The organism is Desulfocurvus vexinensis DSM 17965, from assembly GCF_000519125.1.
Classification (GTDB): Bacteria; Desulfobacterota; Desulfovibrionia; order Desulfovibrionales; family Desulfovibrionaceae; genus Desulfocurvus; species Desulfocurvus vexinensis.
In genome coordinates this window covers 1-22496 of sequence record NZ_JAEX01000012.1, presented here as the reverse complement: position 1 = coordinate 22496, position 22496 = coordinate 1, and the positions used below count along the sequence as shown (strand labels likewise).

Sequence of the window (22496 nt, the reverse complement as noted above, 5' to 3'; positions counted from 1 at the left end):
ATGAGCGACGACACACCCGCCACCGCGCGCCTCACGGCGCCCGTGGAAGGGATGCACTGCGCGGCGTGCTCCGCGCGCATCGAGCGCGTGGTAGGCGCCATGGACGGCGTGCGCGAGGTCAGCGTCAACCTGGCCAGCGAGACCATGAACCTGGCCTACGACCCCGGGACCCTGAGCCCGGAGGCCGTGGCCCGCCGCGTGGCGGACCTGGGCTTCAGCGTGACCCTGCCCCCCGCGCCCGGAGCCGCCGGGGCGCCCGAAAGTCCGGACGGCCTGCCCGGCGAGGAGACCCTGGACCTGGCCATCGGCGGCATGCACTGCGCGGCGTGTTCCGCGCGCATCGAGCGCGTGGTGGGCGCCATGGACGGCGTACTGGCCGCCGAGGTCAGCCTGGCGGGCGAGACGGGCCGTTTCCGCTTCGAGCCCGCCCGGGTGTCGCGCCGCGACATCCGCGCCACAATCCGCGAACTGGGCTTCGAGTCGCGCATCATGACCCCCGGGGCCGGGCCGGACCTCTTCGAGGAGCGCCGCCGCGAGGCCCTGGCCCGGCTGGACGCCACCCGGCGCCGCCTGATCCCGGCCTTCGCCTTTGCCGCGCCGCTGCTGGTGCTCTCCATGGGCCACATGGCCGGGCTGCCCCTGCCCGTGTGGCTCGACCCCATGCACAACCCCCTGGGCTTCGCCCTGGCCCAGCTGGCCCTGACCCTGCCCGTGGTCTGGTCGGGCCGCCATTTCTACCTGCGCGGGCTGCCGAACCTCTGGCGCCGCCAGCCGGACATGGACTCCCTGGTGGCCGTGGGCACCGGCGCGGCCCTGGTGCACAGCCTGTGGGCCACCCTGCTGGTGGCCCTGGGGGTGGACCCGCAGACCCACGCCATGGACCTCTACTACGAGTCCGCGGCGGTGCTCATCGCCATGATCTCCCTGGGCAAGTATTTCGAGGCCCGCTCGCGGCTGCGCACCTCCGACGCCATCCGCGCGCTGATGCGCCTGGCGCCGGACACGGCGACCCTGGTCGGCCCCGGCGGCGAGCACACCACCGTAGCCCTGGACGAGGTGGAGCCCGGGGACGTGGTGCTGGTGCGCCCGGGCGAGCGCGTGCCCGTGGACGGCGCGGTGGTGGCGGGCGGCAGCGCGGTGGACGAGTCCATGCTCACCGGCGAGCCCCTGCCCGTGAGCAAGAACCCCGGCGACACCGTGACCGGCGGGACCATGAACACCACCGGCGCGCTCACCGTGCGCGCGGCCCGCGTGGGCCAGGATACGGTGCTGGCACGCATCATCCGCCTGGTGCAGCAGGCCCAGGGCTCCAAGGCGCCCATTTCCGGGCTGGCCGACCGCATCAGCTTTTATTTCGTGCCCGCCGTCATCGCCGTGGCCATCGTCTCCGGGCTGGCCTGGCTGCTGGGCACGGGCGACACGGCCCTGGCGCTGCGCATCTTCATCGCCGTGCTGGTCATCGCCTGCCCCTGCGCCATGGGCCTGGCCACGCCCATGTCCATCATGGTCGGCACCGGGCGCGGCGCGCAGCTCGGGGTGCTGGTCAAGAGCGGCGCGGCCTTGCAGACCGCCGAGTCCGTGCGCGCCGTGGTCTTCGACAAGACCGGCACCCTGACCCATGGCCAGCCGGTGCTCACGGACATCACGCCCCTGCCCGGCTGCGGGCTGGGCGAAGACCGCCTGCTGGCCCTGGCCGCCGGGGTGGAGCGCACCTCGGAGCATCCCCTGGCCCTGGCCATTGTCCGCGCCGCCCAGGACCGCGGGCTGGAGCTGCCCGAGCCCGGAGGCTTCCAGGCCCTGGCCGGACGCGGGGTCTCGGCCTCCATTGACGGCCACGCCCTGCTGCTGGGCAACGCGGCGCTCATGGACGAGCACGAGGTGGCCGGGCGCGACGAGCCCGCCGCCGCGCGCGCCGCCGAGGAACTCTCCGCCCAGGGCAAGACCGCCCTGTACCTGGCGCTGGACGGACGGCTGGTGGCGCTCTTGGCCGTGGCCGACACTCTGCGGCCCGAGGCGCCCGCCGTGGTGGCGCGTCTGCGGGCCCTGGGGCTGCGCGTGGTCATGCTCACGGGCGACAACGCCGTCACGGCCCGGGCCATGGCCGCCCAGGCGGGCATCGACGAGGTGCTGGCCCAGGTCCGCCCCGAGGACAAGGAAGCCCGCGTGCGCGAGATCCAGGCCCAGGGCCTGCCCGTGGCCATGGTCGGCGACGGCATCAACGACGCCCCGGCCCTGGCGCGGGCCGACCTGGGCATGGCCATGGGCTCGGGCATCGACGTGGCCGTGGAGTCCGGCGACGTGGTGCTCATGCACGCCGACCTGCACGGGGTGCTCACAGCCCTGGAGCTGGCCCGGGCCACCATGGGCAACATCCGCCAGAACCTGTTCTGGGCCTTCGCCTTCAACACCCTGGGCATCCCCGTGGCCGCCGGGCTGCTGCACCTCTTCGGCGGCCCGACCCTGAACCCCATGCTCGCAGGCACGGCCATGGCCCTGTCGTCGGTGACGGTGGTCAGCAACGCGCTGCGCCTGCGCCTGTTCCGGCCCTCGGCGCGCTGAGGCGCCCGGGGCGCGCCTGAAAAACGGGCGGGGCCCGGCGCGGCGGGGTGCGAAAACACCTCGCCGCGCCGGGCCCCGGTCCGTTGGGGCGCCAGCGGTCCGCGTCAGCCGATGCCCTGCTGCGGCAGGGCGGCCTCGCCGTCGCCGTTGCCGCCCGCCGGGCGCTGGATGATCCGCGTGCCGGGCGGCACGTCGTTGAGCAGCCACACGTTGCCGCCGATGACCGAGCCCTTGCCGATGGTCACCCGGCCCAGGATGGTCGCCCCGGAGTAGATGATGACCTCGTCCTCCACGATGGGGTGGCGCGCGATGCCCTTGATGAGCGCGCCGTCCTCGCCCTTGGGGAAGCTCTTGGCGCCCAGGGTCACGCCCTGGTACAGCCGCACCCCGCGCCCGATGATGCACGTCTCGCCGATGACCACGCCGGTGCCGTGGTCGATGAAGAAGCCCTCGCCGATCTCCGCGCCGGGGTGGATGTCGATGCCCGTGCGCGAGTGGGCCATCTCGGTGATGATGCGCGGGATGAGGTCCACGCCCAGGTGGTACAGCTCGTGGGCGATGCGGTAGTGGGTCATGGCCAGGATGGAGGGGTAGCAGAAGATGGTCTCCCCCGGGCTCTTGGCCGCCGGGTCGCCCGCGTAGGCGGCCATCACGTCCGTGGACAGCAGGCGGCGCACCTCGGGCAGCCGGGCGATGAACTGCGAGGCCACCTCGCGCGAGCGGGCGTCGCAGTCGGCGCAGTCGGCGGCCTCCAGGGCGCAGGTGAAGCAGCGCCCGCGCATGATCTGCTCGGCCAGCAGGCGGTGGATCTTGTCCAGGTTGGCGCCGACATGGAAGCGCATGGTGGCGGCGTCCACGTCGGAGTAGCCGTAGTAGCCGGGGAACAGCACCGCGCGCAGGCGGCCCACGATCTCCTCCAGCACGGCCACCGAGGGCATGGGCACGTGGCGTTCGTGGCTGTGGTGGACCACCTCGTAGGAGCGCGGGTCGCACAGGGCGTCGATGACCTGGTCGAACTTCGGGTCGAACTGTTTCATGGGCTCTGGGGGGCGAAAGGGTTGTGGGCGCCGCGCGCTCAGGGCGCGGCGGGCGCCTGGAACAGGGCCGTGGACAGGTAGCGCTCGGCGGTGTCGGGAATGACGCAGACCACCAGCCGCCCGGCGTTCTCCGGCCGCGCGGCGACCTGCACGGCCACGTGGGCCGCCGCCCCGGAGGAGATGCCGCAGGCGATGCCCTCCTCGCGCATGAGCCGCCGGGCCATGGTCAGGGCGTCGGCGGTGGCCACGGGCACGACCTCGTCGAACAGCGCCGTGTCGGCGTTGCCGGGCACGAACCCGGCGCCGATGCCCTGGATGCCGTGGGGCCCCGGGGCGCCGCCGGAGAGCACGGGCGAGTCCGCAGGCTCCACGGCCACGGCCCGCAGCCCGGGCTTTCTGGCCTTGAGGGCCCGGGCCACGCCCGACAGGGTGCCCCCGGTGCCGACCCCGGCCACGAGCACGTCCAGCGCGCCGTCGGTGTCGTCCCAGAGTTCCACGGCGGTGGTGGCCTCGTGGGTGGCGGGGTTGGCAGGGTTGTCGAACTGCGAGGGCATGAAGGCCCCGGGCGTGGCCGCCAGGATGGCCCGGGCCTGTTCGATGGCCCCGGTCATGCCCCGGGCCGCCGGGGTCAGCACCAGCTCGGCCCCGAAGCCCGCAAGCAGCGCCCGGCGCTCCACGCTCATGCTCTCGGGCATGGTCAGGATGAGCCGGTAGCCGCGCACGGCGCAGACCAGGGCCAGGCCGATGCCCGTGTTGCCGCTGGTGGGCTCGACCACCACGGCCCCGGGCTCCAGGCGCCCGGCGGCCTCGGCGGCCTCGACCATGCCCAGGGCGATGCGGTCCTTCACCGACGAGCCGGGGTTGAAGAACTCCAGCTTGGCCACCACCGTGGCGGGCAGCCCGGCGGCCACCCGGTTCAGGCGCACCAGGGGCGTGCGGCCCACCAGACGGGTCATGTCCTGGGCGATGCGCATCAGTGTGTACCTCCGCCCGGGGTTGCGCAGGAGCAGGCGCAGGCCCCGCCGTCGGGGGCGTCGGCGCCCTCGCGGAAGGGCGACATGGCCCGCAGCCGCGCGATGATGCCCGGCATCTCGCGCAGCACGGTGTCCACCTCGGCCTCGGTGTTGTAGCGCGACAGGGAGAAGCGGATGGAGCCGTGGGCAAAGGTGAAGGGCACGCCCAGGGCGCGCAGCACATGCGAGGGCTCCAGGCTGCCCGAGGTGCAGGCCGAGCCCGAGCTGGCGCAGATGCCCAGCTCGTCCATGAGCAGCAGGATGGCCTCGCCCTCCACGTACTTGAAGGAGATGTTGGTGGTGTTGGGCAGGCGCTGGTCCGCGTGGCCGTTGCGCCGCGCGTCGGGGATGGACTCCAGCAGCCCGCGCTCCAGGCGGTCGCGCAGGGCGCGCACGCGGGTGTTCTCGTCGGCGATATGCGCGGTGGCCAGCTCCACGGCCTTGCCCAGGGCCACGATGGAGGCCATGTTCTCCGTGCCCGCGCGGCGGCCGCGCTCCTGGTGCCCGCCGAGCATGAAGGGCCGCAGCGGCGCGCCCCGGCGCACGTAGAGCGCGCCCACGCCCTTGGGCGCGTGCAGCTTGTGGCCCGACAGGGCCAGGTAGTCCACGCCCAGGGTGGCGAGGTCCATGGGCACCTTGCCCACGGCCTGCACGGCGTCGGTGTGCAGCAGCACCCCGCGCTCCTTGCAGAGGGCCGCGATGTCCGCCATGGGGTAGATGGTGCCCGTCTCGTTGTTGGCGAACATCACCGAGACCAGGGCCGTGTCGTCGCGCAGGGCGCGGCGCAGCTCGTCCAGGTCCAGCAGGCCCTGGGAGTCCACCCCGAGCCAGGTCACGTCGTAGCCGCGCTTTTCCAGGTGCTGGGCCACGTTGAGCACGGCGGGGTGCTCCACCCGGGTGGTCACCAGGTGCTTCTTGCCCGGGTTGGCCGTCACGGCGCTGTGCAGGGCCGTGTTGTCCGACTCCGTGCCGCAGGAGGTGAAGACGATCTCCTCGGGCGAGCAGCCCAGCCCGGCGGCCACGCGCTCGCGGGCCCGGGCCAGCAGCCTGCCCACCTGCCCGCCGAAGCGGTGCATGCTCGACGGGTTGCCGTAGAGGTCTGTCAGCAGGGGCAGCATCTCTTCGAGCACTTCGGGCGCCACGCGGGTGGTGGCGTTGTTGTCGAAATACAGGGGCGTCGGTTGGGGCGCCATGTCAGACCCCCTTGACCCGGATGGCCGGGTCCACCTGCTCGCGCAGGGTCTTCTGCACGAAATCCGTGAGCGTCAGCTGGCTTGAGGGGCAGCTGGAGCAGGCCCCGCGCAGGGAGACCGAAACGTCCGTGCCGTCCACGTCCACCAGCTCGATGTCCCCGCCGTCCTTGCGCAAGCTCGGGGCCACCACCTCGTCGATGACCTGCATGACCTTCTGCATCCGCTGGAGATTGGTCAAGGGCTTGGGGGCCGGAGCCTGCGCCGGGGCCTGGCCCAGCACCTCGGCCAGGATCTCTTCCAGCCGGGGCACGCAGTCGCCGCAGCCGCCGCCCGCCTTGGTGTAGTTGGTGATCTCCTCCACCGTGCGCAGCCCGTTTTCCTCGATGGCCCGGCGGATGGTCACGTCGGTGACGCCAAAGCAGCGGCAGACCAGCTCGCCCTCGGCGTGGGCCTCGGGGGCGGCCTCGCCGCGCCAGTTCTTCAGCGCAGCGGCCAGGGCTTCCTCGCCCATCACCGAGCAGTGCATCTTTTCCTTGGGCAGCCCGCCCAGATACTCGGCGATGTCCTTGTTGGTCAGCGCCTCGGCCTCGGCCACGGTCTTGCCCTTGAGGATCTCGGTCAGCGCCGAGGACGAGGCGATGGCGCTGGCGCAGCCGAAGGTCTGGAAGGTGGCGTTCTCGATGACGCCCTGGTCGTTGATCCTGAGGAAAAGCTTGAGGGCGTCGCCGCAGGCCAGGCTGCCCACCTCGCCCACTGCGTCAGGGTTCTCCATCGCCCCCGCGTTGCGCGGGTTCAGGAAGTGCTCCTTGACCTTATCCGTATAGTCCCACATGGGCATCTCCTTGCTTGGCGGACGCTCGGCGCCCCGGAATTCCTATCTCTGCGGTCCACTATAAGGCGCATGAGCCGCCCTGCAAAGCCCCCGGGGCCGGATTTTTCCCGCCCCGCCCGCCGCTCGGGCCAGCGTAGCACAGGGCGCGGCCCGAGGCGAGGGGCGGGGCGGGGGCGAAACCCCGCCGGGCAACCAAAAATTTTCATTGACGCCGCAAGCGATGGCATCTAGGTAAACCCTCCGGCTGCGCGTTGCCCAAGATCCTCGATCCCTCTCGCCGCGCAGCCCTTTCCAGGGCCCCCGGGGGCCCGGCAAGTTCAGGTCCGCGTCCCGCGCGGACGGCGAGGAGGGGAATCCCCCATGAGCAAACGATCCCTGGAGAAGTGGACCGCCGAACGGTCTGCCGACCTCTACGGCATCCGCAACTGGAGCGGCGGCTATTTCGACGTGGCCGAGAACGGCGACCTCGTGCTGGTGCCCACGCCGGGCAACGGCGTGCGCGTCAGCGTGCCGCAGATCATCGACGGTCTCAAGGAGCGCGGGCTGGAACTGCCCGTGCTGCTGCGCGTGGAAAATATCCTCGACTCGCAGATTTCGCTGATCCACGAGACCTTCCGCACGGCCATCGCCGCCCTGGGCTACCGGGGCGAATACCGCGGCGTGTTCCCCGTCAAGGTCAACCAGCAGCAGCAGGTGGTGGAGGAGATCGCCCAGTTCGGCTCGCGCTACCACCACGGCCTGGAGGTCGGCTCCAAGGCCGAGCTCATCGCCGCCCTGGCCTACCTCTCCGACCGCGAAGCCTGCCTGGTGTGCAACGGCTACAAGGACCGCGACTTCGTGGACCTGGCCCTGTACGCCACCAAGATGGGCTTCAACTGCTTCCTGGTCATGGAGATGCCCGGCGAGCTGCAACTGATCCTGGAACGCTCCAAGGTCCTGGGCGTGCGGCCCAAGATGGGCGTGCGCACCAAGGTCAGCGCCCAGGTGGGCGGCCACTGGGCCGAGTCCGCCGGCGACCTGTCCATCTTCGGCCTGTCCACCTCCGAGGTGGTCGAGGCCGTGGACGCCCTGCGCGCCGAAAACATGCTCGACTGCCTGCGCCTTTTGCACTTCCACCTCGGCTCGCAGATCCCCAACATCCGCGACATCCGCGTGGCCGTGCAGGAGGCCTGCCGCATGTACGCCGAGCTGGTGGGCGAGGGCTGCGCCATGGGCTACCTGGACCTGGGCGGCGGCCTGGCCGTGGACTACGACGGCTCGCACACCAACTTCGAGAGCAGCCGCAACTACACCCTGGACGAATACTGCGCCGACATCATCGAATCGGTGATGAGCGAGATGGACGAGCGCGACGTGCCCCACCCGCACATCATCACCGAGTCGGGCCGCGCCACCGTGGCCTACTACTCCGTGCTGCTCTTCGACGTGCTCGACGTCAGCCGCCTGGAAAGCCGCCCGGTGCCCGGGGCCGTGCCCGACGACGCCCCCGACCCCGTGCGCAACCTCTGGGAGACCCACCGCTCCCTGACGGTGAAAAACGTCCAGGAATGCTACAACGACGCCATCTACTACCGCGACGAAGTGCGCCAGATGTTCCGCCTGGGCCGCTGCTCCCTGCGCGAGCGGGCCATGGGCGAGACCATCTTCTGGGCCGTGATGCGCAACATCGCGGACATGCTCGAAGACGTGAAGAACCCGCCCAAGTGGATGGAAGACGTGGCCCTGTCGCTGGCCAGCATCTACTACTGCAACATGAGCGTGTTCCAGTCCCTGCCCGACGCCTGGGCCATCGACCACCTCTTCCCCATCATGCCCGTACACCGGCTGAACGAACAGCCCACGGAACGGGCCTTCCTGGCCGACATCACCTGCGACTGCGACGGCAAGATCGACCGCTTCATCGACACCCGCGGCGTCAAGCGCGTGCTGGAGCTGCACACCCTGGAGGACGACCGGCCCTACTACCTGGGCGCGTTCCTCGTGGGCGCCTACCAGGAAACCCTGGGTGACCTGCACAACCTCTTCGGCGATACCAACGTCGTCTCCGTGCGCATCAACCCCGACGGCACCTTCGATATCGTGCGCGAGCTGGAAGGCGACAGCGTGTCCGACGTGCTTTCCTACGTGGAATACGACCCCAAGCATGTGGTGGAGAGCTTCCGCCTGCTGGCCGAGCAGGGTGTGCGCGACGGCAACATCACCCCCCAGGAGCGCTACTACATCATGAAGGCCTACGAGCGCTGCATGCGGGGCTACACCTACCTCTACAGGTAGCTGCCCGCCCCGAAACGGCGGCCAGCCGCGTTGCCCCGGGAACCCAACCCCGCGCGTCCGTCCCGCGACGCGCCGGTCCTGAATGCTTTTCGCGCCGCCGCCCACCCGGGCAGGACGGCCTGGGACAAGGGATTTTCCAAACAGTCACTCACCCTCGACCCCCGGGAGGACTCCCATGAAGAAGGTTCTCATCATCGGCGCCGGTGGCGTCGGCCAGGTGGTGGCGCACAAGTGCGCCCAGGTGCCCGAGGTCTTCGGCGAAATCATGCTCGCCAGCCGCACCAAGGCCAAGTGCGACGCCATCGCCGCCGGGCTGCCCCGGCCCATCCGGACCGCCCAGGTGGACGCCGACAACGTGCCCGAGCTGGTGGCGCTCATCAAAAGCTTCGGGCCCGACCTGGTGCTCAACGTGGCCCTGCCCTACCAGGACCTGCACATCATGGACGCCTGCCTGGAAACGGGCACCCATTACCTGGACACCGCCAACTACGAGCCCCTGGACGAGGCCAAGTTCGAGTACAAATGGCAGTGGGCCTACCAGGAGCGCTTCCGCCAGGCCGGGCTCATGGCCCTGCTGGGCTCGGGCTTCGACCCCGGCGTGACCAACGTGTTCTGCGCCTACGCCCAGAAGCACCTCTTCGACGAGATCCACGTCCTGGACATCATCGACTGCAACGCGGGCGACCACGGCCAGCCCTTCGCCACCAATTTCAACCCCGAGATCAACATCCGCGAGGTCACGGCCCGGGGGCGCTACTGGGAGCGCGGCGAATGGCTGGAGACCGACCCGCTGTCCTGGTCCATGACCTACGACTTCCCCGAGGGCATCGGCCCCAAGAAGTGCTTCCTCATGTACCACGAGGAGCTGGAGTCGCTGGTGCGCAACCTGCGCGGCCTGCGCCGGGCGCGCTTCTGGATGACCTTCTCCGACAACTACCTGAACCACCTGAAGGTGCTGGAAAACGTGGGCATGACGCGCATCGACGCCGTGGACTACCAGGGCCAGCAGATCGTGCCGCTGAAGTTCCTCAAGGCCGTGCTGCCCGACCCCGGCTCCCTGGGCCCGCTGACCAAGGGCCGCACCTGCATCGGCTGCCTCATGCGCGGGGTCAAGGACGGGCGCGAGAAGACCGTGTTCATCTACAACATCTGCGACCACGAGGAGGCCTACCGCGAGGTCGGCTCCCAGGCCATCAGCTACACCACGGGCGTCCCGGCCATGATCGGCGCCAAGATGATGCTCACCGGCGCCTGGACGGGCGCGGGGGTCTTCAACATGGAGCAGCTCGACCCCGACCCGTTCATGGCGGCCCTTGGCGTCCATGGCCTGCCCTGGGTCGTCCGGGAGCTCTAGCCGTGGACGGCCGCACCCAGGTCCGCTTCGACCCCGACCGCGTGCCCGACACCCCGGCCTATGTGCTGGACCTGGGCCTTGTGGCCGACAATCTGGCCGTGCTGGCCGACGTGCAGGCCCGCTCGGGCGCGACCATCCTCCTGGCCCTCAAGGCCTTCGCCATGTTCCGGGTCTTCCCCCTGCTGCGCGGGGTGCTCGGCGGGGTCTGCGCCAGCTCGCCCCACGAGGCGCGCCTGGGCCGCGAGGAGTTCGGCGGCGAGGTCCACGCCTTCGCCGCCGCCTTCTCCCGGGCCGACGTGATCGATCTGGCGGCCACGGCGGACCACCTGGTCTTCAACTCCCCGGCCCAGCGCCGGGCCCTGGAACCCGTGGCCCGGGCCGAGGCCGCGCGCCTGGGCCGGACCCTGCACTTCGGCCTGCGCGTGAACCCCGAGCACTCCGAGGGCGCCAACCCGCTCTACGACCCCTGTGGCCCGGGCTCACGCCTGGGCGCCCGCCGGGCCGACATCGGCCCGGGCGACGTGCGCGGCCTGTCGGGGCTGCACTTCCACACCCTGTGCGAGCAGAACGTCGGGCCCCTGGAGCGGACCCTGGCCGCCTTCGAGGCCGGTTTCGGCGACCTGCTCCCTGGCCTGGACTACGTGAACTTCGGCGGCGGACACCACATCACCCGCGCGGACTACGACCGCGAACGGCTGGTGGAACTGGTGCGCGGCTTCCGCGCCCGCCACGGGCTGCGCGTGTACCTGGAGCCCGGCGAGGCCGTGGTCCTGAACGCGGGCTACCTGGTGACCAGCGTGCTGGACGTGGTGCCCGGCGGCGCCCGGCCCGTGGCCATCATGGACACCGCCGTGCCCTGCCACATGCCCGACGTGCTCGAAGGGCCCTACCGGCCCCACGTCGTCGGCGCGGGCCTGCCCGGCGAGAAGGCCCACACCGTGGGCCTGGGCGGCCCGTCCTGCCTGGCGGGCGACATGGCGGGCGACTACAGCTTCGACGCGCCCCCGGTGCCCGGGCAGCGCCTTGTCTTCACCGACATGGCCCACTACACCATGGTCAAGAACACCACCTTCAACGGCGTGCGCCTGCCGTCCATCGTGCTCTACGACCCGGCGCGCGACGCCTTCGAGACCGTGCGCCGCTTCGGCTACCAGGACTTCAAGAGCCGCCTGTCCTGAAGCCACGCGGCGCGCAAGGAGCGCCCATGCCCGCCCCCGTCACGCCCGGCTTCCTGGAAGAGGAAATCGGCCGCCCCGCCGCCCGGGGCAGCCGCATCCACGTCATCCCCGCGCCCTTCGAGGCCAGCGTGTCCTACGGCGGCGGCACGGCCTGCGGCCCGGCGGCCATCCTGGCGGCCTCCAACCAGCTTGAGTTGTGGGACGGCCATGGCGTGCCCGCCGACGCGGGCATCCACACCCGCCCGGCCATCGACTGCGGCGGCCCCGCCGAGGCCGTGCTGGCGCGCATCGAAACCGCCGTGGCCGAAGCCCTGGACGCGGGCGCCGTGCCCGTGCTGCTGGGCGGCGAGCACACCGTGACCCTGGGCGCCCTGGCCGCCCTGCGCCGCGCCCTGGGCCCCGCCGAGCCCTTCGGGGTGGTCCAGTTCGACGCCCACGCCGACCTGCGCGACGCCTACCAGGGCTCGCGCCTGAGCCACGCCTGCGTCATGCGCCGCGCCCTGGACCTGGGCCTGCCCCTGTTCCAGATCGGCGTGCGCGCCCTGTGCCGCGACGAGCACGACCTGCGCGAGGCCCTGGCCATCGGGCGCATGGACGGCCCGGACCTGCCCCTGGCCCCGCCCGCCGCCCCGGTGCTGCCGCCGGATTTCCCCGCGCGGCTCTACGTCACCTTCGACGTGGACGGCCTGGACCCCGCGCTCATGCCCAGCACCGGCACCCCCGTGCCCGGCGGCCTGTTCTGGCACCAGGCCATGTGGCTGCTGGACAACGTGGCCCGGGGCCGGACCATCGTGGGCTGCGACGTGGTCGAGCTGGCCCCGGCCCCCGGCCAGCACGGCCCCGACTTCACCGCCGCCCGCCTGGCCTACGCCCTCATGGGCCTAATCGCGCGCGGATAGCACAGGCCGGATTCCCCGCCCCGGACCCGCGCGGCGCTTCGCCGCGCGGGTCCGGGGCGGCGTGTGGGGTCCAGGGGCCCTTGGCCCCTGGCGGGTGCAGGGCGGAGCCCTGCCCGCCGGAGGCGCCGCACCCCGCCGTGCCCAGGCACTCCACCGCACCGCCCCCCCCCGCACCGCAGACGCAGCCCCCGGTTGACAAGCGCAGCCCTGCTGGTATATCAACTTATCTCAATATACGGAAAAGCACACATGAGCACCCCGCCCCTTCTTGATCTTGCCAAGGCCCTGGCCGACGAAACCCGCCTGCGGCTGCTGCGCGTGCTGCTGGAGCACGAGCTGGCGGTGGGCGAAATCGTGCGCGCCCTGGGGCTGGGGCAGTCGCGCATCTCGCGGCATTTGAAGATCCTGGCCGGGGCCGGGCTTCTGGTCTCGCGGCGCGACGGGCAGCGGGTGTACTATGCCGCGCCGGAGTCCGGCCCGCAGCGCGCTTTTCTCGACGCCCTGGCGCCTTTTCTGGCCGATCCCGCCCTGGACGCCGACGCCAGGGCCGCCGCCAGGGCCGTGGCCCGGCGCGCCGAGCACACCTCCGCCTTTTTCGCCGCCCATGCCGGGGCCTGGGACGAACTGCGCGAGCAGTCCCTGGGCGGGCTGGACCTGGCCGGGGAAATCCTGGCGCGGATGCCCCGGGGCGTGGCCACGGCGGCGGACCTGGGCTGCGGCACGGGCGCCCTGCTGCACGCCATGCGCCCCCGGGCCGGGCGGGTCATCGGCGTGGACAGCTCCGCCGAAATGCTGGCCCAGGCCCGGCGCGCCTTCGGGCCCGAGGCGGACGGCGCGGCCCCCGGGGTCAGCCTGCGCATCGGCGACCTGGAGCACCTGCCCCTTGGCGACGGCGAGGCCGACTTTGCCGTCATGAGCCTGGCGCTGCACCATCTGCCCTCGCCGCGCCTGGGGCTGGCGGAGGCGCACCGCGTGCTGGCCCCGGGGGGCCGCTTCGTCCTCGTGGATTTCGAGCCCCACGCCGACGAATCCATGCGCGAGCGCTACGGCGACAACTGGCTCGGCTTCGACCCCGCGCGCGTGCAAGGCTGGCTTGCCGCCGCAGGACTGCATACCGACGAGACAACCCGCTACCCCCTGCCCTCGGGCCTAGCCCTGCGGCTCTACGGGGCGGTGAAACCCGCACAGGAGAAACGCCAATGACCACCCAAGTGAAACCCGTCGATCCGGCCCTGGACCACATGGTCAAGGATATGGACCTGGCCGAGTTCGGCCTCAAGGAAATGCAGCTGTCCGAGCGCGAGATGCCCGGGCTCATGCAGCTCATCGCCAAGCACGGCGCCGAGAAGCCCCTGAAGGGCCTGAAGATCATGGGCTCGCTGCACATGACCATCCAGACGGCCATGCTCATCAAGACCCTGCACGCCCTGGGCGCGGACCTGCGCTGGGCGTCGTGCAACATCTTCTCCACCCAGGACCACGCCGCCGCCGCCGTGGCCAAGGCCGGGCTGGCCAAAGTCTTCGCCTGGAAGGGCGAGACCCTGGAGGACTACTGGTGGTGCACCGAGCAGGCCCTGACCTGGCCTGACGGCTCCGGCCCGGACCTCATCGTGGACGACGGCGGCGACGCCACCCTGCTCATCCACAAAGGCGTGGAGGCCGAGAAGAACCCCGAGGTGGTCAACCAGGCCACGGACAACAAGGAGTTCCGCATCATCCTGGCCCGGCTGGCGGCCAGCCTCAAGGCCCACCCCGGCAAGTGGACGGCCATCGCCAAGAAGGTCCGCGGCGTGTCCGAGGAGACGACCACGGGCGTGCACCGGCTCTACCAGATGCAGCAGCGCGGGGCTCTGCTCTTCCCGGCCATCAACGTCAACGACTCGGTGACCAAGTCAAAGTTCGACAACCTGTACGGCTGCCGCGAGTCCCTGGCCGACGGCATCAAGCGCGCCACGGACATCATGATCGCGGGCAAGGTGGTCGTGGTGGCGGGCTACGGTGACGTGGGCAAGGGCTGCGCCCAGTCCATGCGCGGCTTCGGCGCCCGGGTGCTGGTCACGGAGATCGACCCCATCTGCGCGCTGCAGGCCGCCATGGAAGGCTACGAGGTCACGACCATGGAGCGCGCCGTGGAGGAGGGCGACATCTTCGTCACCGCCACGGGCAACTACCACGTCATCACCGGCGCGCACATGATGCGCATGAAGGACGAGGCCATTCTCTGCAACATCGGGCACTTCGACTCCGAGATCGAGATGTCCGCCCTGGAGAACAACCCGGCCTGCACGCGCATCGAGATCAAGCCCCAGGTGGACAAGTGGCTGCTGCCCTCGGGGCGCTCGATCATCGTGCTGGCCGAAGGCCGGCTGGTGAACCTGGGCTGCGCCACGGGCCACCCCTCGTTCGTCATGTCCAACAGCTTCACCAACCAGGTGCTGGCCCAGCTCGACCTGGCCCGCAACAGCTACGAGCCCTGCGTCATGACCCTGCCCAAGCACCTGGACGAGGAAGTCGCCCGGCTGCACCTGGAGCGCCTGGGCGTGACCCTGGAGACCCTGACCCCCGAGCAGGCCGAGTACATCGGCGTGCCCCTGGCCGGGCCCTACAAGCCGGACCACTACCGCTACTAGGCCGACCCCGGACCGCGACACGGCCGCCCCGGCCCACCGGGCCGGGGCGGCCCAGCAAAACAGCGACACACCCTCCCCTGGCCCAAGGCCGAGGGAGGGTGTGTCGTCTTGGGCGGTCCGGGGCTGACGCCAGGCCGCGCGGGTTGCATGGCGGCTGCCCCGCGCCGCGCCGCGCGCCCTCAGGGCGCCAGGGGCCCCACCGTGGCCCGTATGCCCTGGTCCAGGCGCTCCATGAAGGCGGGCCCCACGCCGGGGGTGCACATGATATGGCGCGCGGGGCCGTCCGGCAGGTCCGCCAGGGGCAGCACCAGGAAATCCCCGTGCCGCGCGGCGCTTTCCGGGCCCTGGGCGGGCTGCTCCCGCTCTTCACCCACCGCCCCGTCCGGGTCCAGCAGGGGCAGTTCCTCGGGGGCCAGCAGCAGGTAGTCGAAGCGCCCGGCGGCGAGCATGGCCAGCATCTGGTTCAGGGCCACCGGGGCGTCGGCCACCCGGGGTTCCAGACGCGCGCGCAACTCGTCCACCACCGCGCCGTAGACGTACCCGCCCGGCACGCCCCAGGTCAGCCCCGGCGCGGCGAAGACCTCAGCCAGGGTCGTCAGGCCCGCCAGGCGCGCCCTGCCGTGCCACGCAGCCACCAGCACCAGGGGCTGGCCCCGGTAGATGGGCACGGAGAACAGCGCGAAGGCCTCGCGCTCGGGCGTGCGGAACCAGCCCACCGAGCACAGCCGCCCGCCCTCGTGCATGCGGGCCATGATCCGCTTGGGCGGGGCGGACTCGTAGCCCACCTCCAGCCCGGCGGCCTCGAAGGCGTTGCGCGCGATGGCCAGCAGAAAGCCCCCGGGCTGCCCCTGGTGGGTGTAGTAGTACGGTGGCCGCTCGAAGTAGACCACCGTGGCCTGGCGGGGCGGCTGCGCCGGGGCCGCAGCTGCGGAAAAGACCAGCAGCGCCAGGGCCGCGAGGACGAGGGACGCGAAACGTTCCATCGGGCCAGGGTAGAGCCTGCGCCGCGGCATTGCAAGCCCTGTATCGCCTGGCCACTGCGCCTCGGGCGCGCTCCGCCCTTGCCTTTGGCGCGCGGATGTGCTCCGCTGCGCCCTGGTGCCGCCATGAAACGACTCGCCACGCTGTTCAACCGCTTCCTCTCCAGGCGCGACCCCGACGGGACGCGCTACCATCTGTCGCGCCTGTGGCGGCACTGGCAGCAGGTGGTCGGCCCGCATATCGCCGAGGTCGCCCGGCCCGTGGGCCACAGGGGCACGACCCTGGTCATCGGCGCGCAGGACCACATGATCGCCCAGGAGCTGGCCATGTACGCCCCGGCCCTGCTGGAACAGGCCAACGCCTTTTTGGGCATGAATTTCTTTGACAAGGTTCGGGTGGACCTGTTAGGAGACCACGTTTCACTGGATGCAGTCGCCCAGCCCGCGCCCAGCCCGCCGCCCAGGCCGGGCCGGCCCGCGCGCCTGGGCGGCCTGGAGGGGCGGATCGACCCCGCCTCGCCCATCGCCAGGTGTTACGCGGCGTACCTGCGCTCCTTCGACCAGGACGCCACGCCCGGCGACGACCCCGCCCCACCGGCAGAAAAATGACATTCCCCAAGGAGGACGAGATCATATGAGCGAAGAACTCACCCTGGAAAGCCTCGAGCTCAAGAAGCCCCTGGACAAGATGACCCAGAAGGAGCTGCGCGAGCTGTGCATGGAGAAGATCCCCATGATCACCGGCGCCTCCGGCATGAGCAAGGAGGAGCTGCTGCCCGCCATCAAGGAGATCCTGGGCATCGAGGACGAGGTGGTCGAGGGCACGCCCTACAAGGACCAGATCCACGCCATCAAGCAGGACATCCGCGCCCTGCGCGCCAAGAAGGTCGAAAGCGCCAACCGCAAGGAGCGCGAGATCCTGCGCAAGAAGATCAACAAGCTCAAGAAGCGCACCCGTCGCCTGGCGCATGCCAACGCCTAGGGCGAAAATGATTCCCTGCGGGGTTGACAGTCCGGGTCCGAGTCTGTAAATCCCATCTTCCCAATGTTGGCGGATCGTCTAATTGGCAGGACGCTGGATTCTGGCTCCAGTAGTCTAGGTTCGAGTCCTAGTCCGCCAGCCACTTCTGTCCCCATCGTCTAGCCTGGTCCAGGACACCGGCCTTTCACGCCGGCAACAGGGGTTCAAATCCCCTTGGGGACGCCAGGAAAACAAAGGGTTACGGCACATGCCGTAGCCCTTTTTCTTTTGGGACGGCAAAGCCACCCGAAGCGGCCAGCACGCCCCTGCGCCCCGCCCCCAAAGATCAGTCCTCCCCGGCCCACAAAACAGAGCGTTTCGCTCTGCAACAGCCCCCCGCAGGCCATCCAGGCCGACCTTCCGGCAAAGAAATGCATTGCCGCTGGACATGCCGGAACAATCATGCATAATCATACTAGTGCCTGGGTCTGCCGATTATCTGTCTTTGCATACCCATGCCGTTTCTTTTCGGCCAGGACGGTGCGAATGCACAAGACGATCAGCAGACCGCTTCCCGCCCAGGAGAATCGCTTGGCTCCCCCCGCCAGATGGAAAAGCGACAGGCGCACGGCGCTCCCGAAGGCTGACGCAGGCGCGGGGCTGTGTCTTGCGCTCTTCATGGCCGCCGTCGTGGTCCTCGGCCTGGCCCCCCGCACCGTCCTTGCTGCGCGGCAGCCCCTGCCCAACATCCTCGTCCTGCACAGCTACCACCAGGGCCTGACCTGGACCGACGACATCCAGCTCGGCATCGAGGAAGCCCTGGCCCGCAGCGGCCTGGCCTTCGATCTCGATGTCGAATACCTCGACGCGGCCCGCTTCGGCGACGCCACGGACAGGCGTGAGCATTTCGAACTCTTCCTGCGCCAGCTTCTGCTCAAGATCTCCCGCCGGGCCTTCGACCTGATCCTGGTCACCGACAACGTGGCCCTGGACTTCGTGCTCGAACACCGCGACAGCCTGGGCCCGGCGACCCCGGTGGTGTTCTGCGGCGTCAACAATTTCGCCCCCGAGCTCCTGCGGGGCCAGGAGAACGTCACCGGGGTCGGGGAGACCCCGGCCTTCGACGCGACCCTCGAACTGGCCCTCGGGCTCCACCCCGCCGCGAAGCGGGTCCTCGTGCTCACGGAGGACACGGCCACGGGCCGGGCCAACCTGGAGCTGTTCCGGCGCCAGACCGGCCACCTCGCGGCCAGACTCGCCGTGCAGATCGTCCAGGACACGGACATCGCCAGCCAGGAGCGGCACCTTGCCGCGCTGGACGCGGACTGGATCGTGCTGCCCATGTGCCGCACGCGCGAGGGCGGCGCGGTCCTGCCGGACGAGGAGTCCAGCAGGCGCCTGAGCCAGGCCAGCGCAGTGCCCGTTTTCGCGGCCTGGGATTTCTGGATGGGCCACGGCCCGGTGGCGGGCGTCGTCGTGTCGGCCAGGGCCCAGGGCCAGGCCGCGGGGGCCATCGCCCTGCGCGTCCTGGGCGGTGAGCCCAGCGCCACCATCCCCGTTTCCAGCGAATACAACATCCCCCTGGCCGACCACCGGGCCCTGACGCGGTTCAGGATGCCCGACCTCCCGCTGCCGCCGGGCACCGTGATGCTCCACCAGCCCGCGTCCTTCTACACACTGAACAAGACCCTCGTCTGGGGCGCCCTCGCGGTCCTGGCCCTGGGCGGCGTCCAGATGTTCCTGCTGGCGCGAAGCGTCCGCCGCCGCAAGCGGGCCGAGGAGCTCTACCGCTCGCAGCTGAACTTCGTGTCCAAGCTGCTGGAGGCCATGCCCGCCCCGGTGTTCTTCAAGGACCTGGAAGGCCGCTACCTGGGGGTCAACCCGGCCTTCGAAACGCTGATGGGCAAGGCGGCGAGCGAGGTCGTCGGCAAACGGACGACGGAGGTCTTCCCTCCCGACCAGGGCGGCTTCTTCCAGCGGCGCGACGAGGAGATGCTCGAAGGCCAGGGCCGGCAGAGCTACGAGCACGTCATGCAGTGCGCCACGGGACTGCGCACCCTGGTCATCGACAAGGCGCTCTTTCTCGACGGCAGCGGTGCCCCGGCGGGCATCGTCGGCGTCATCTCCGACGTGACCCCCATCCGGGAGGCCCAGCGCTCCCTGGCGCAAAGCGAGGAACGGCTGCGCCTGGCCATGGAGGCGACCAGCGACGGGGTCTGGGACTGGAACCTCGCCACGGGCGCCGTGGCCTGGAGCCCGCGCACGTACACCATGCTCGGCTACGAGCCCGACGAGTTTCCCGTGGATTTCGAGGCCTGGAAGTCGCTCATCCACCCCGACGACCGGGAGGCGGTGGCCGCCGAGATTCTGCGCCAGATGGCCACCGAGGACGGCTCGTTCCAGGTCGAGTTCCGCCTGCGCAACAAGGCGGGCGACTGGCTGTGGACCCTGGGCCGGGGCAAGGTCGTCCAGCGCGACGGGCAGGGCGCCGTGCTGCGGATGCTCGGCACCCATGTGGACGTCACCCAGCGCAGACGCCAGGAAGAGGCGGCCAAGCGCAACGCCAAGCTGCTGAGCAGCCTGTTGAACATCTACCACCAGGAGGCCATGGGGCGGCACGAACTTCTGGACTACACGCTCCACGAGGCCCTCGACATCACGAAAAGCCAGATCGGCTACATCTACAACTACAACGAGAGCCTCGAGACCTTCGAGTTGAACTCCTGGTCCCGCAGCGTCTCGAAGCAATGCACCGTCGTTGACCCCAAACGCGTGCATACCCTTGATGCCACGGGCGCCTGGGGCGAGGTCGTCCGCCAGCGCAAGCCCATCATCCTCAACGATTTCCAGGGCGACAACCCGTACCGCAAGGGCGTGCCCCAGGGCCACGCGCCGCTGTCCCGGTTCATGAGCGTGCCGCTGTTCGACGGCGGGAGGATCATCGCCGTGGTCGGCGTCGCCAACAAGGTCGAACCGTACACCGACGCCGACGCCCTGCAGCTCTCCCTGCTGATGGGCGGCGCCTGGCGGGTGCTGGAGCGCAACCAGTACCTGGGCGACCTCGTCAAGGCCAAGGAGGCCGCCGAGGTCGCCAGTAGGGCCAAATCGGAGTTCCTGGCCATCATGAGCCACGAGTTCCGCACGCCGCTGAGCGGCATCATGGGCATGCTGCAACTGATGCAGGGCACGCCCCTGGACGGCGAGCAGGAGGAATTCGTGGCCACGGCGCTGTCCGCCAGCCGCCACCTGGCGCAGATCCTCGACGATGTGCTGAATCTCGCCTGCCTGGAGTTCGGCCGCGAAACCCTCCAGGAGGAGCCCTTCGTGGTCAAGGCGGTGGTGGACTCGGTGACCGGGGTGCTCGAACCCAAGGCCAGGCAGAAGGGCCTGCGCTTCGTGTCCGCCATCGGCCCGGAGCTGGCCGCGCCCCTGCTCGGCGACATGCGCCGCTTGCGCCAGATCCTGTTCAACCTCGTGGGCAACTCCCTGAAATACACCACCAGCGGGGAAATCAGGATCGAGGCCCACGCCCTTCCGGTTTTCGCCTCGCCGTCCGAACTGCGGATCCTGTTTTCCGTCGTGGACACGGGCGTTGGCATTCCCGAAAACAAGATCAAGGACGTCTTCGAGCCGTTTTCCCAGGCGGATACGCCTTACACCCGCAAGCAGGGTGGGGCGGGGCTCGGGCTGGCCATCGTCCGGCGGCTGGTCGCCCTCATGGGCGGCACCCTGGCCATCAGCTCCGAGCCCGGCCAGGGCACGGAGGTCCATTTTTCGCTGCCACTGCGCCGGGCCCAGGCGCAGGCCCCCGCGCCGGGCGGGGAAAGCTGCGCGGTGGCGCGCCCCCTGCGCATCCTCGTGGTCGAGGACGAGGCGGTCAACCGCCTGTGCGTGCGCAAGATGCTGGAAAGCGCGGGGCATACCGTGCACGAGGCGCACAACGGGGCCCAGGCCCTGGACATCCTGGCCAGGGAGCCCCTCGATCTGGTACTGATGGACATTCAGATGCCGGTCATGGACGGCGTGCAGACCACGCGGCTGCTCCGCGCCAGCACGGCCCTGGGGGAGCGGGCACGGATTCCCATCGTCGCCCTGACCGCCCATTCCATGGCCGGGGACAGGGAAAAATTCCTGGACGCGGGCATGGACGGCTACGTCTCCAAGCCGGTGGAGATGCACGAGCTGTGCGCGGAGATCCAGCGGGTCGGCGGCGGCTGAAGCCGCGCGCGGCGGGCGCCGGGGCGGGCGGATGCCGCCGGGCGCAGTCGCAGGCCCAGCCCTGATCCGCAAAGCGGCACTTTTTCGGAAACAACGGGATGCGGAGTCGGGAAAACAATCCGGGAAGACGCAGGAGGAAGGACAAGCGATGAAAAATCTCAAACTGGGCGTCAAGCTCATCGGCGGGTTCGTGATCACGGCGCTCATCGCCCTGGCCATCGGCGGGGTGGGCATCCTGGAAATCAACTCCCTGGGCGGGCATGTGCAGAACATCGGGGAAAACAGGCTGCCCGCCGTCCAGGAGCTGCTGCATGCCGAAAACGGCCTGCGCAGGCTGCAGACGGCCATGCGCACCATGAGCAGCCCCTACCTCGACGCCCAGGGCCGCAAGCGGCAGCTGGAAAACGTCCAGTCGGCCCGCAGCCAGTACCAGACAAGCCTGAAAGCCTACGAGGAGTTGCCGCACACGCCGGAGGAAACCGAGCTCTGGTCGCAGTTCGGACCCGCCGAGTCCAAGGCGGCGGAGGCCAACTCAAAAGCCCTGGCCATGTCGGAGCAGCTCCTGGTCCTGGACGTCCTGAACCCCGAAGCCCTGATGCGCGACCTGCAGATGTTCCGCGGCGACCACTACATGCTGTCGTCGCGGATCGCCGAACTGCTGCTGGCCGGAAAGGTGTTCGAGGGCGGCGACGACCCCACGGCCTGCAACTTCGGCAAGTGGCTGGCGGGCATGAAGACGGACAACCCGGCCATGGCGAAGCTTCTGGCCGACGTGCGCGAGCCGCACAACCAGTTCCACGCCGTGCTGGGCGAGATCAAGAAGGCCGCAGCCGCCGGGCAGACGGAGCGGGCCCGGACCCTGTACATCAACGAGATGGCGCCCAACGCCGAGAAGGTCTTCGGCCTCTTCCGCGAGATGCGCGCCGAGGCCCAGAAGTCCCTGGACCTGTTCACCGGCATGAACGACGTTCTGCTGGGCGACGCCCGCGAGCACATGAACCATGCCTTCGAGGTGGTGGAAGAGCTGGTGGCCGTCAACGTCAAGGCCGGAGGGCTGGCCGTGGAAGAGGCCAACGCCGACGCCGCCCTCGGGCGCACCGTGGCGACCACGGGCATGGTCGTGGGGGTCGTCCTGGCCCTGGCCCTGGGCATCGTGCTGACCCGGGCCATCACCGGCCCGCTCTTCAAGGGCGTGGGCTTCGCCCAGGCCATCGCCGCAGGCGACCTCACGGCGCGCATCGACGTGAACCAGAAGGACGAGATCGGCCAGCTGGCCGCCGCGCTCCAGGAGATGGTCGCCAAGCTCTCCGAGGTCGTGGGCGAGGTGCAGAGCGCGGGCGAGAACGTGGCCTCGGGCAGCGAGGAGCT

General features: G+C 70.3%; 16 protein-coding genes and 2 tRNA genes. 13 read left to right on the top strand and 5 right to left on the bottom strand.

Translation table 11 applies throughout. The features are described from left to right. On the top strand, positions 1–2559 hold the full coding sequence (locus tag G495_RS0109560; RefSeq protein ID WP_051445240.1) for a heavy metal translocating P-type ATPase: 2559 nt from the start codon (positions 1–3) through the stop codon (positions 2557–2559). A 104-nt stretch (positions 2560–2663) separates the two neighbouring features. On the opposite strand, the gene epsC is transcribed toward G495_RS0109560, so the two are convergent. Genes epsC through nifU form a run of 4 tightly spaced genes read right to left on the bottom strand, consistent with a single transcriptional unit; the run spans position 2664 to position 6634 of the window. Beyond that, positions 2664–3596: a serine O-acetyltransferase EpsC gene (gene epsC / locus G495_RS0109555; protein WP_028587632.1), complete on the bottom strand. Its 933-nt coding sequence runs from the start codon at positions 3594–3596 to the stop codon at positions 2664–2666. Positions 3597–3634: 38 nt separating this feature from the next. Next, complete coding sequence (cysK, locus tag G495_RS0109550; protein WP_028587631.1) at positions 3635–4570, bottom strand: cysteine synthase A; 936 nt, start codon at positions 4568–4570, stop codon at positions 3635–3637. Continuing rightward, positions 4570–5802, bottom strand: coding sequence for a cysteine desulfurase NifS (gene nifS / locus G495_RS18505; RefSeq protein WP_035251630.1), 1233 nt, complete (start codon positions 5800–5802; stop codon positions 4570–4572). Before nifS ends, cysK begins: the two co-directional genes overlap by 1 nt. A 1-nt stretch (position 5803) precedes the next feature. Beyond that, positions 5804–6634 (bottom strand): Fe-S cluster assembly protein NifU, encoded by an 831-nt coding sequence (gene nifU / locus G495_RS0109540; protein ID WP_028587630.1) that lies wholly within the window; start codon positions 6632–6634, stop codon positions 5804–5806. A 360-nt stretch (positions 6635–6994) separates the two neighbouring features. On the opposite strand from nifU, the gene speA reads away from it, so the two are divergent. The 6 genes from speA to ahcY all read left to right on the top strand — a co-directional run bounded on the left by speA (position 6995) and on the right by ahcY (position 14969). After that, on the top strand, positions 6995–8908 hold the full coding sequence (gene speA / locus G495_RS0109535) for a biosynthetic arginine decarboxylase (protein WP_028587629.1): 1914 nt from the start codon (positions 6995–6997) through the stop codon (positions 8906–8908). Positions 8909–9083: 175 nt separating this feature from the next. Then, positions 9084–10262 carry a saccharopine dehydrogenase family protein gene (locus G495_RS0109530; RefSeq protein ID WP_028587628.1) on the top strand — a complete coding sequence of 393 codons (1179 nt, stop codon included), beginning with the start codon at positions 9084–9086 and terminating at the stop codon, positions 10260–10262. Between the two features lie 2 nt (positions 10263–10264). Beyond that, on the top strand, positions 10265–11440 hold the full coding sequence (locus tag G495_RS0109525; RefSeq protein ID WP_028587627.1) for a carboxynorspermidine decarboxylase: 1176 nt from the start codon (positions 10265–10267) through the stop codon (positions 11438–11440). Between the two features lie 26 nt (positions 11441–11466). Next, entirely contained in the window at positions 11467–12339 is an 873-nt protein-coding gene (gene speB, locus G495_RS0109520) for an agmatinase (RefSeq protein WP_035251628.1), read from the top strand. Between the two features lie 249 nt (positions 12340–12588). Further along, positions 12589–13542 carry an ArsR/SmtB family transcription factor gene (locus G495_RS22825; protein ID WP_028587625.1) on the top strand — a complete coding sequence of 318 codons (954 nt, stop codon included), beginning with the start codon at positions 12589–12591 and terminating at the stop codon, positions 13540–13542. Next, on the top strand, positions 13539–14969 hold the full coding sequence (gene ahcY / locus G495_RS0109510; RefSeq protein WP_028587624.1) for an adenosylhomocysteinase: 1431 nt from the start codon (positions 13539–13541) through the stop codon (positions 14967–14969). Before G495_RS22825 ends, ahcY begins: the two co-directional genes overlap by 4 nt. Positions 14970–15148: 179 nt before the next feature. Here ahcY and G495_RS0109505 read toward each other — a convergent pair whose 3' ends face one another. Then, on the bottom strand, positions 15149–15952 hold the full coding sequence (locus G495_RS0109505) for a substrate-binding periplasmic protein (RefSeq protein WP_028587623.1): 804 nt from the start codon (positions 15950–15952) through the stop codon (positions 15149–15151). Positions 15953–16075: 123 nt separating this feature from the next. On the opposite strand from G495_RS0109505, the gene G495_RS0109500 reads away from it, so the two are divergent. The 6 genes from G495_RS0109500 to G495_RS0109475 all read left to right on the top strand — a co-directional run. Then, positions 16076–16558 carry a DciA family protein gene (locus tag G495_RS0109500; RefSeq protein WP_028587622.1) on the top strand — a complete coding sequence of 161 codons (483 nt, stop codon included), beginning with the start codon at positions 16076–16078 and terminating at the stop codon, positions 16556–16558. Between the two features lie 25 nt (positions 16559–16583). Continuing rightward, positions 16584–16931 carry a hypothetical protein gene (locus tag G495_RS0109495; RefSeq protein WP_028587621.1) on the top strand — a complete coding sequence of 116 codons (348 nt, stop codon included), beginning with the start codon at positions 16584–16586 and terminating at the stop codon, positions 16929–16931. Between the two features lie 67 nt (positions 16932–16998). Next, positions 16999–17073, top strand: a tRNA-Gln gene (locus G495_RS0109490). 5 nt (positions 17074–17078) lie between these two features. After that, positions 17079–17156 (top strand) — tRNA-Glu (locus G495_RS0109485). 432 nt (positions 17157–17588) lie between these two features. Beyond that, positions 17589–21128 (top strand): ABC transporter substrate binding protein, encoded by a 3540-nt coding sequence (locus tag G495_RS20370; protein ID WP_051445239.1) that lies wholly within the window; start codon positions 17589–17591, stop codon positions 21126–21128. A 148-nt stretch (positions 21129–21276) separates the two neighbouring features. Next, the coding region (locus tag G495_RS0109475; RefSeq protein WP_028587620.1) for a methyl-accepting chemotaxis protein at positions 21277–22496 on the top strand (1220 nt) is incomplete at its 3' end.

What these genes read in the sequence shown, in the direction of transcription:
- G495_RS0109560 (WP_051445240.1), top strand. Translation starts at nt 1, where the DNA reads ATGAGCGACGACACACCCGCCACCGCGCGCCTCACGGCGCCCGTGGAA.
- epsC (WP_028587632.1), bottom strand. Translation starts at nt 3,596, where the DNA reads ATGAAACAGTTCGACCCGAAGTTCGACCAGGTCATCGACGCCCTGTGC.
- cysK (WP_028587631.1), bottom strand. Translation starts at nt 4,570, where the DNA reads ATGCGCATCGCCCAGGACATGACCCGTCTGGTGGGCCGCACGCCCCTG.
- nifS (WP_035251630.1), bottom strand. Translation starts at nt 5,802, where the DNA reads ATGGCGCCCCAACCGACGCCCCTGTATTTCGACAACAACGCCACCACC.
- nifU (WP_028587630.1), bottom strand. Translation starts at nt 6,634, where the DNA reads ATGTGGGACTATACGGATAAGGTCAAGGAGCACTTCCTGAACCCGCGC.
- speA (WP_028587629.1), top strand. Translation starts at nt 6,995, where the DNA reads ATGAGCAAACGATCCCTGGAGAAGTGGACCGCCGAACGGTCTGCCGAC.
- G495_RS0109530 (WP_028587628.1), top strand. Translation starts at nt 9,084, where the DNA reads ATGAAGAAGGTTCTCATCATCGGCGCCGGTGGCGTCGGCCAGGTGGTG.
- speB (WP_035251628.1), top strand. Translation starts at nt 11,467, where the DNA reads ATGCCCGCCCCCGTCACGCCCGGCTTCCTGGAAGAGGAAATCGGCCGC.
- G495_RS22825 (WP_028587625.1), top strand. Translation starts at nt 12,589, where the DNA reads ATGAGCACCCCGCCCCTTCTTGATCTTGCCAAGGCCCTGGCCGACGAA.
- ahcY (WP_028587624.1), top strand. Translation starts at nt 13,539, where the DNA reads ATGACCACCCAAGTGAAACCCGTCGATCCGGCCCTGGACCACATGGTC.
- G495_RS0109505 (WP_028587623.1), bottom strand. Translation starts at nt 15,952, where the DNA reads ATGGAACGTTTCGCGTCCCTCGTCCTCGCGGCCCTGGCGCTGCTGGTC.
- G495_RS0109500 (WP_028587622.1), top strand. Translation starts at nt 16,076, where the DNA reads ATGAAACGACTCGCCACGCTGTTCAACCGCTTCCTCTCCAGGCGCGAC.
- G495_RS0109495 (WP_028587621.1), top strand. Translation starts at nt 16,584, where the DNA reads ATGAGCGAAGAACTCACCCTGGAAAGCCTCGAGCTCAAGAAGCCCCTG.
- G495_RS20370 (WP_051445239.1), top strand. Translation starts at nt 17,589, where the DNA reads ATGGCCGCCGTCGTGGTCCTCGGCCTGGCCCCCCGCACCGTCCTTGCT.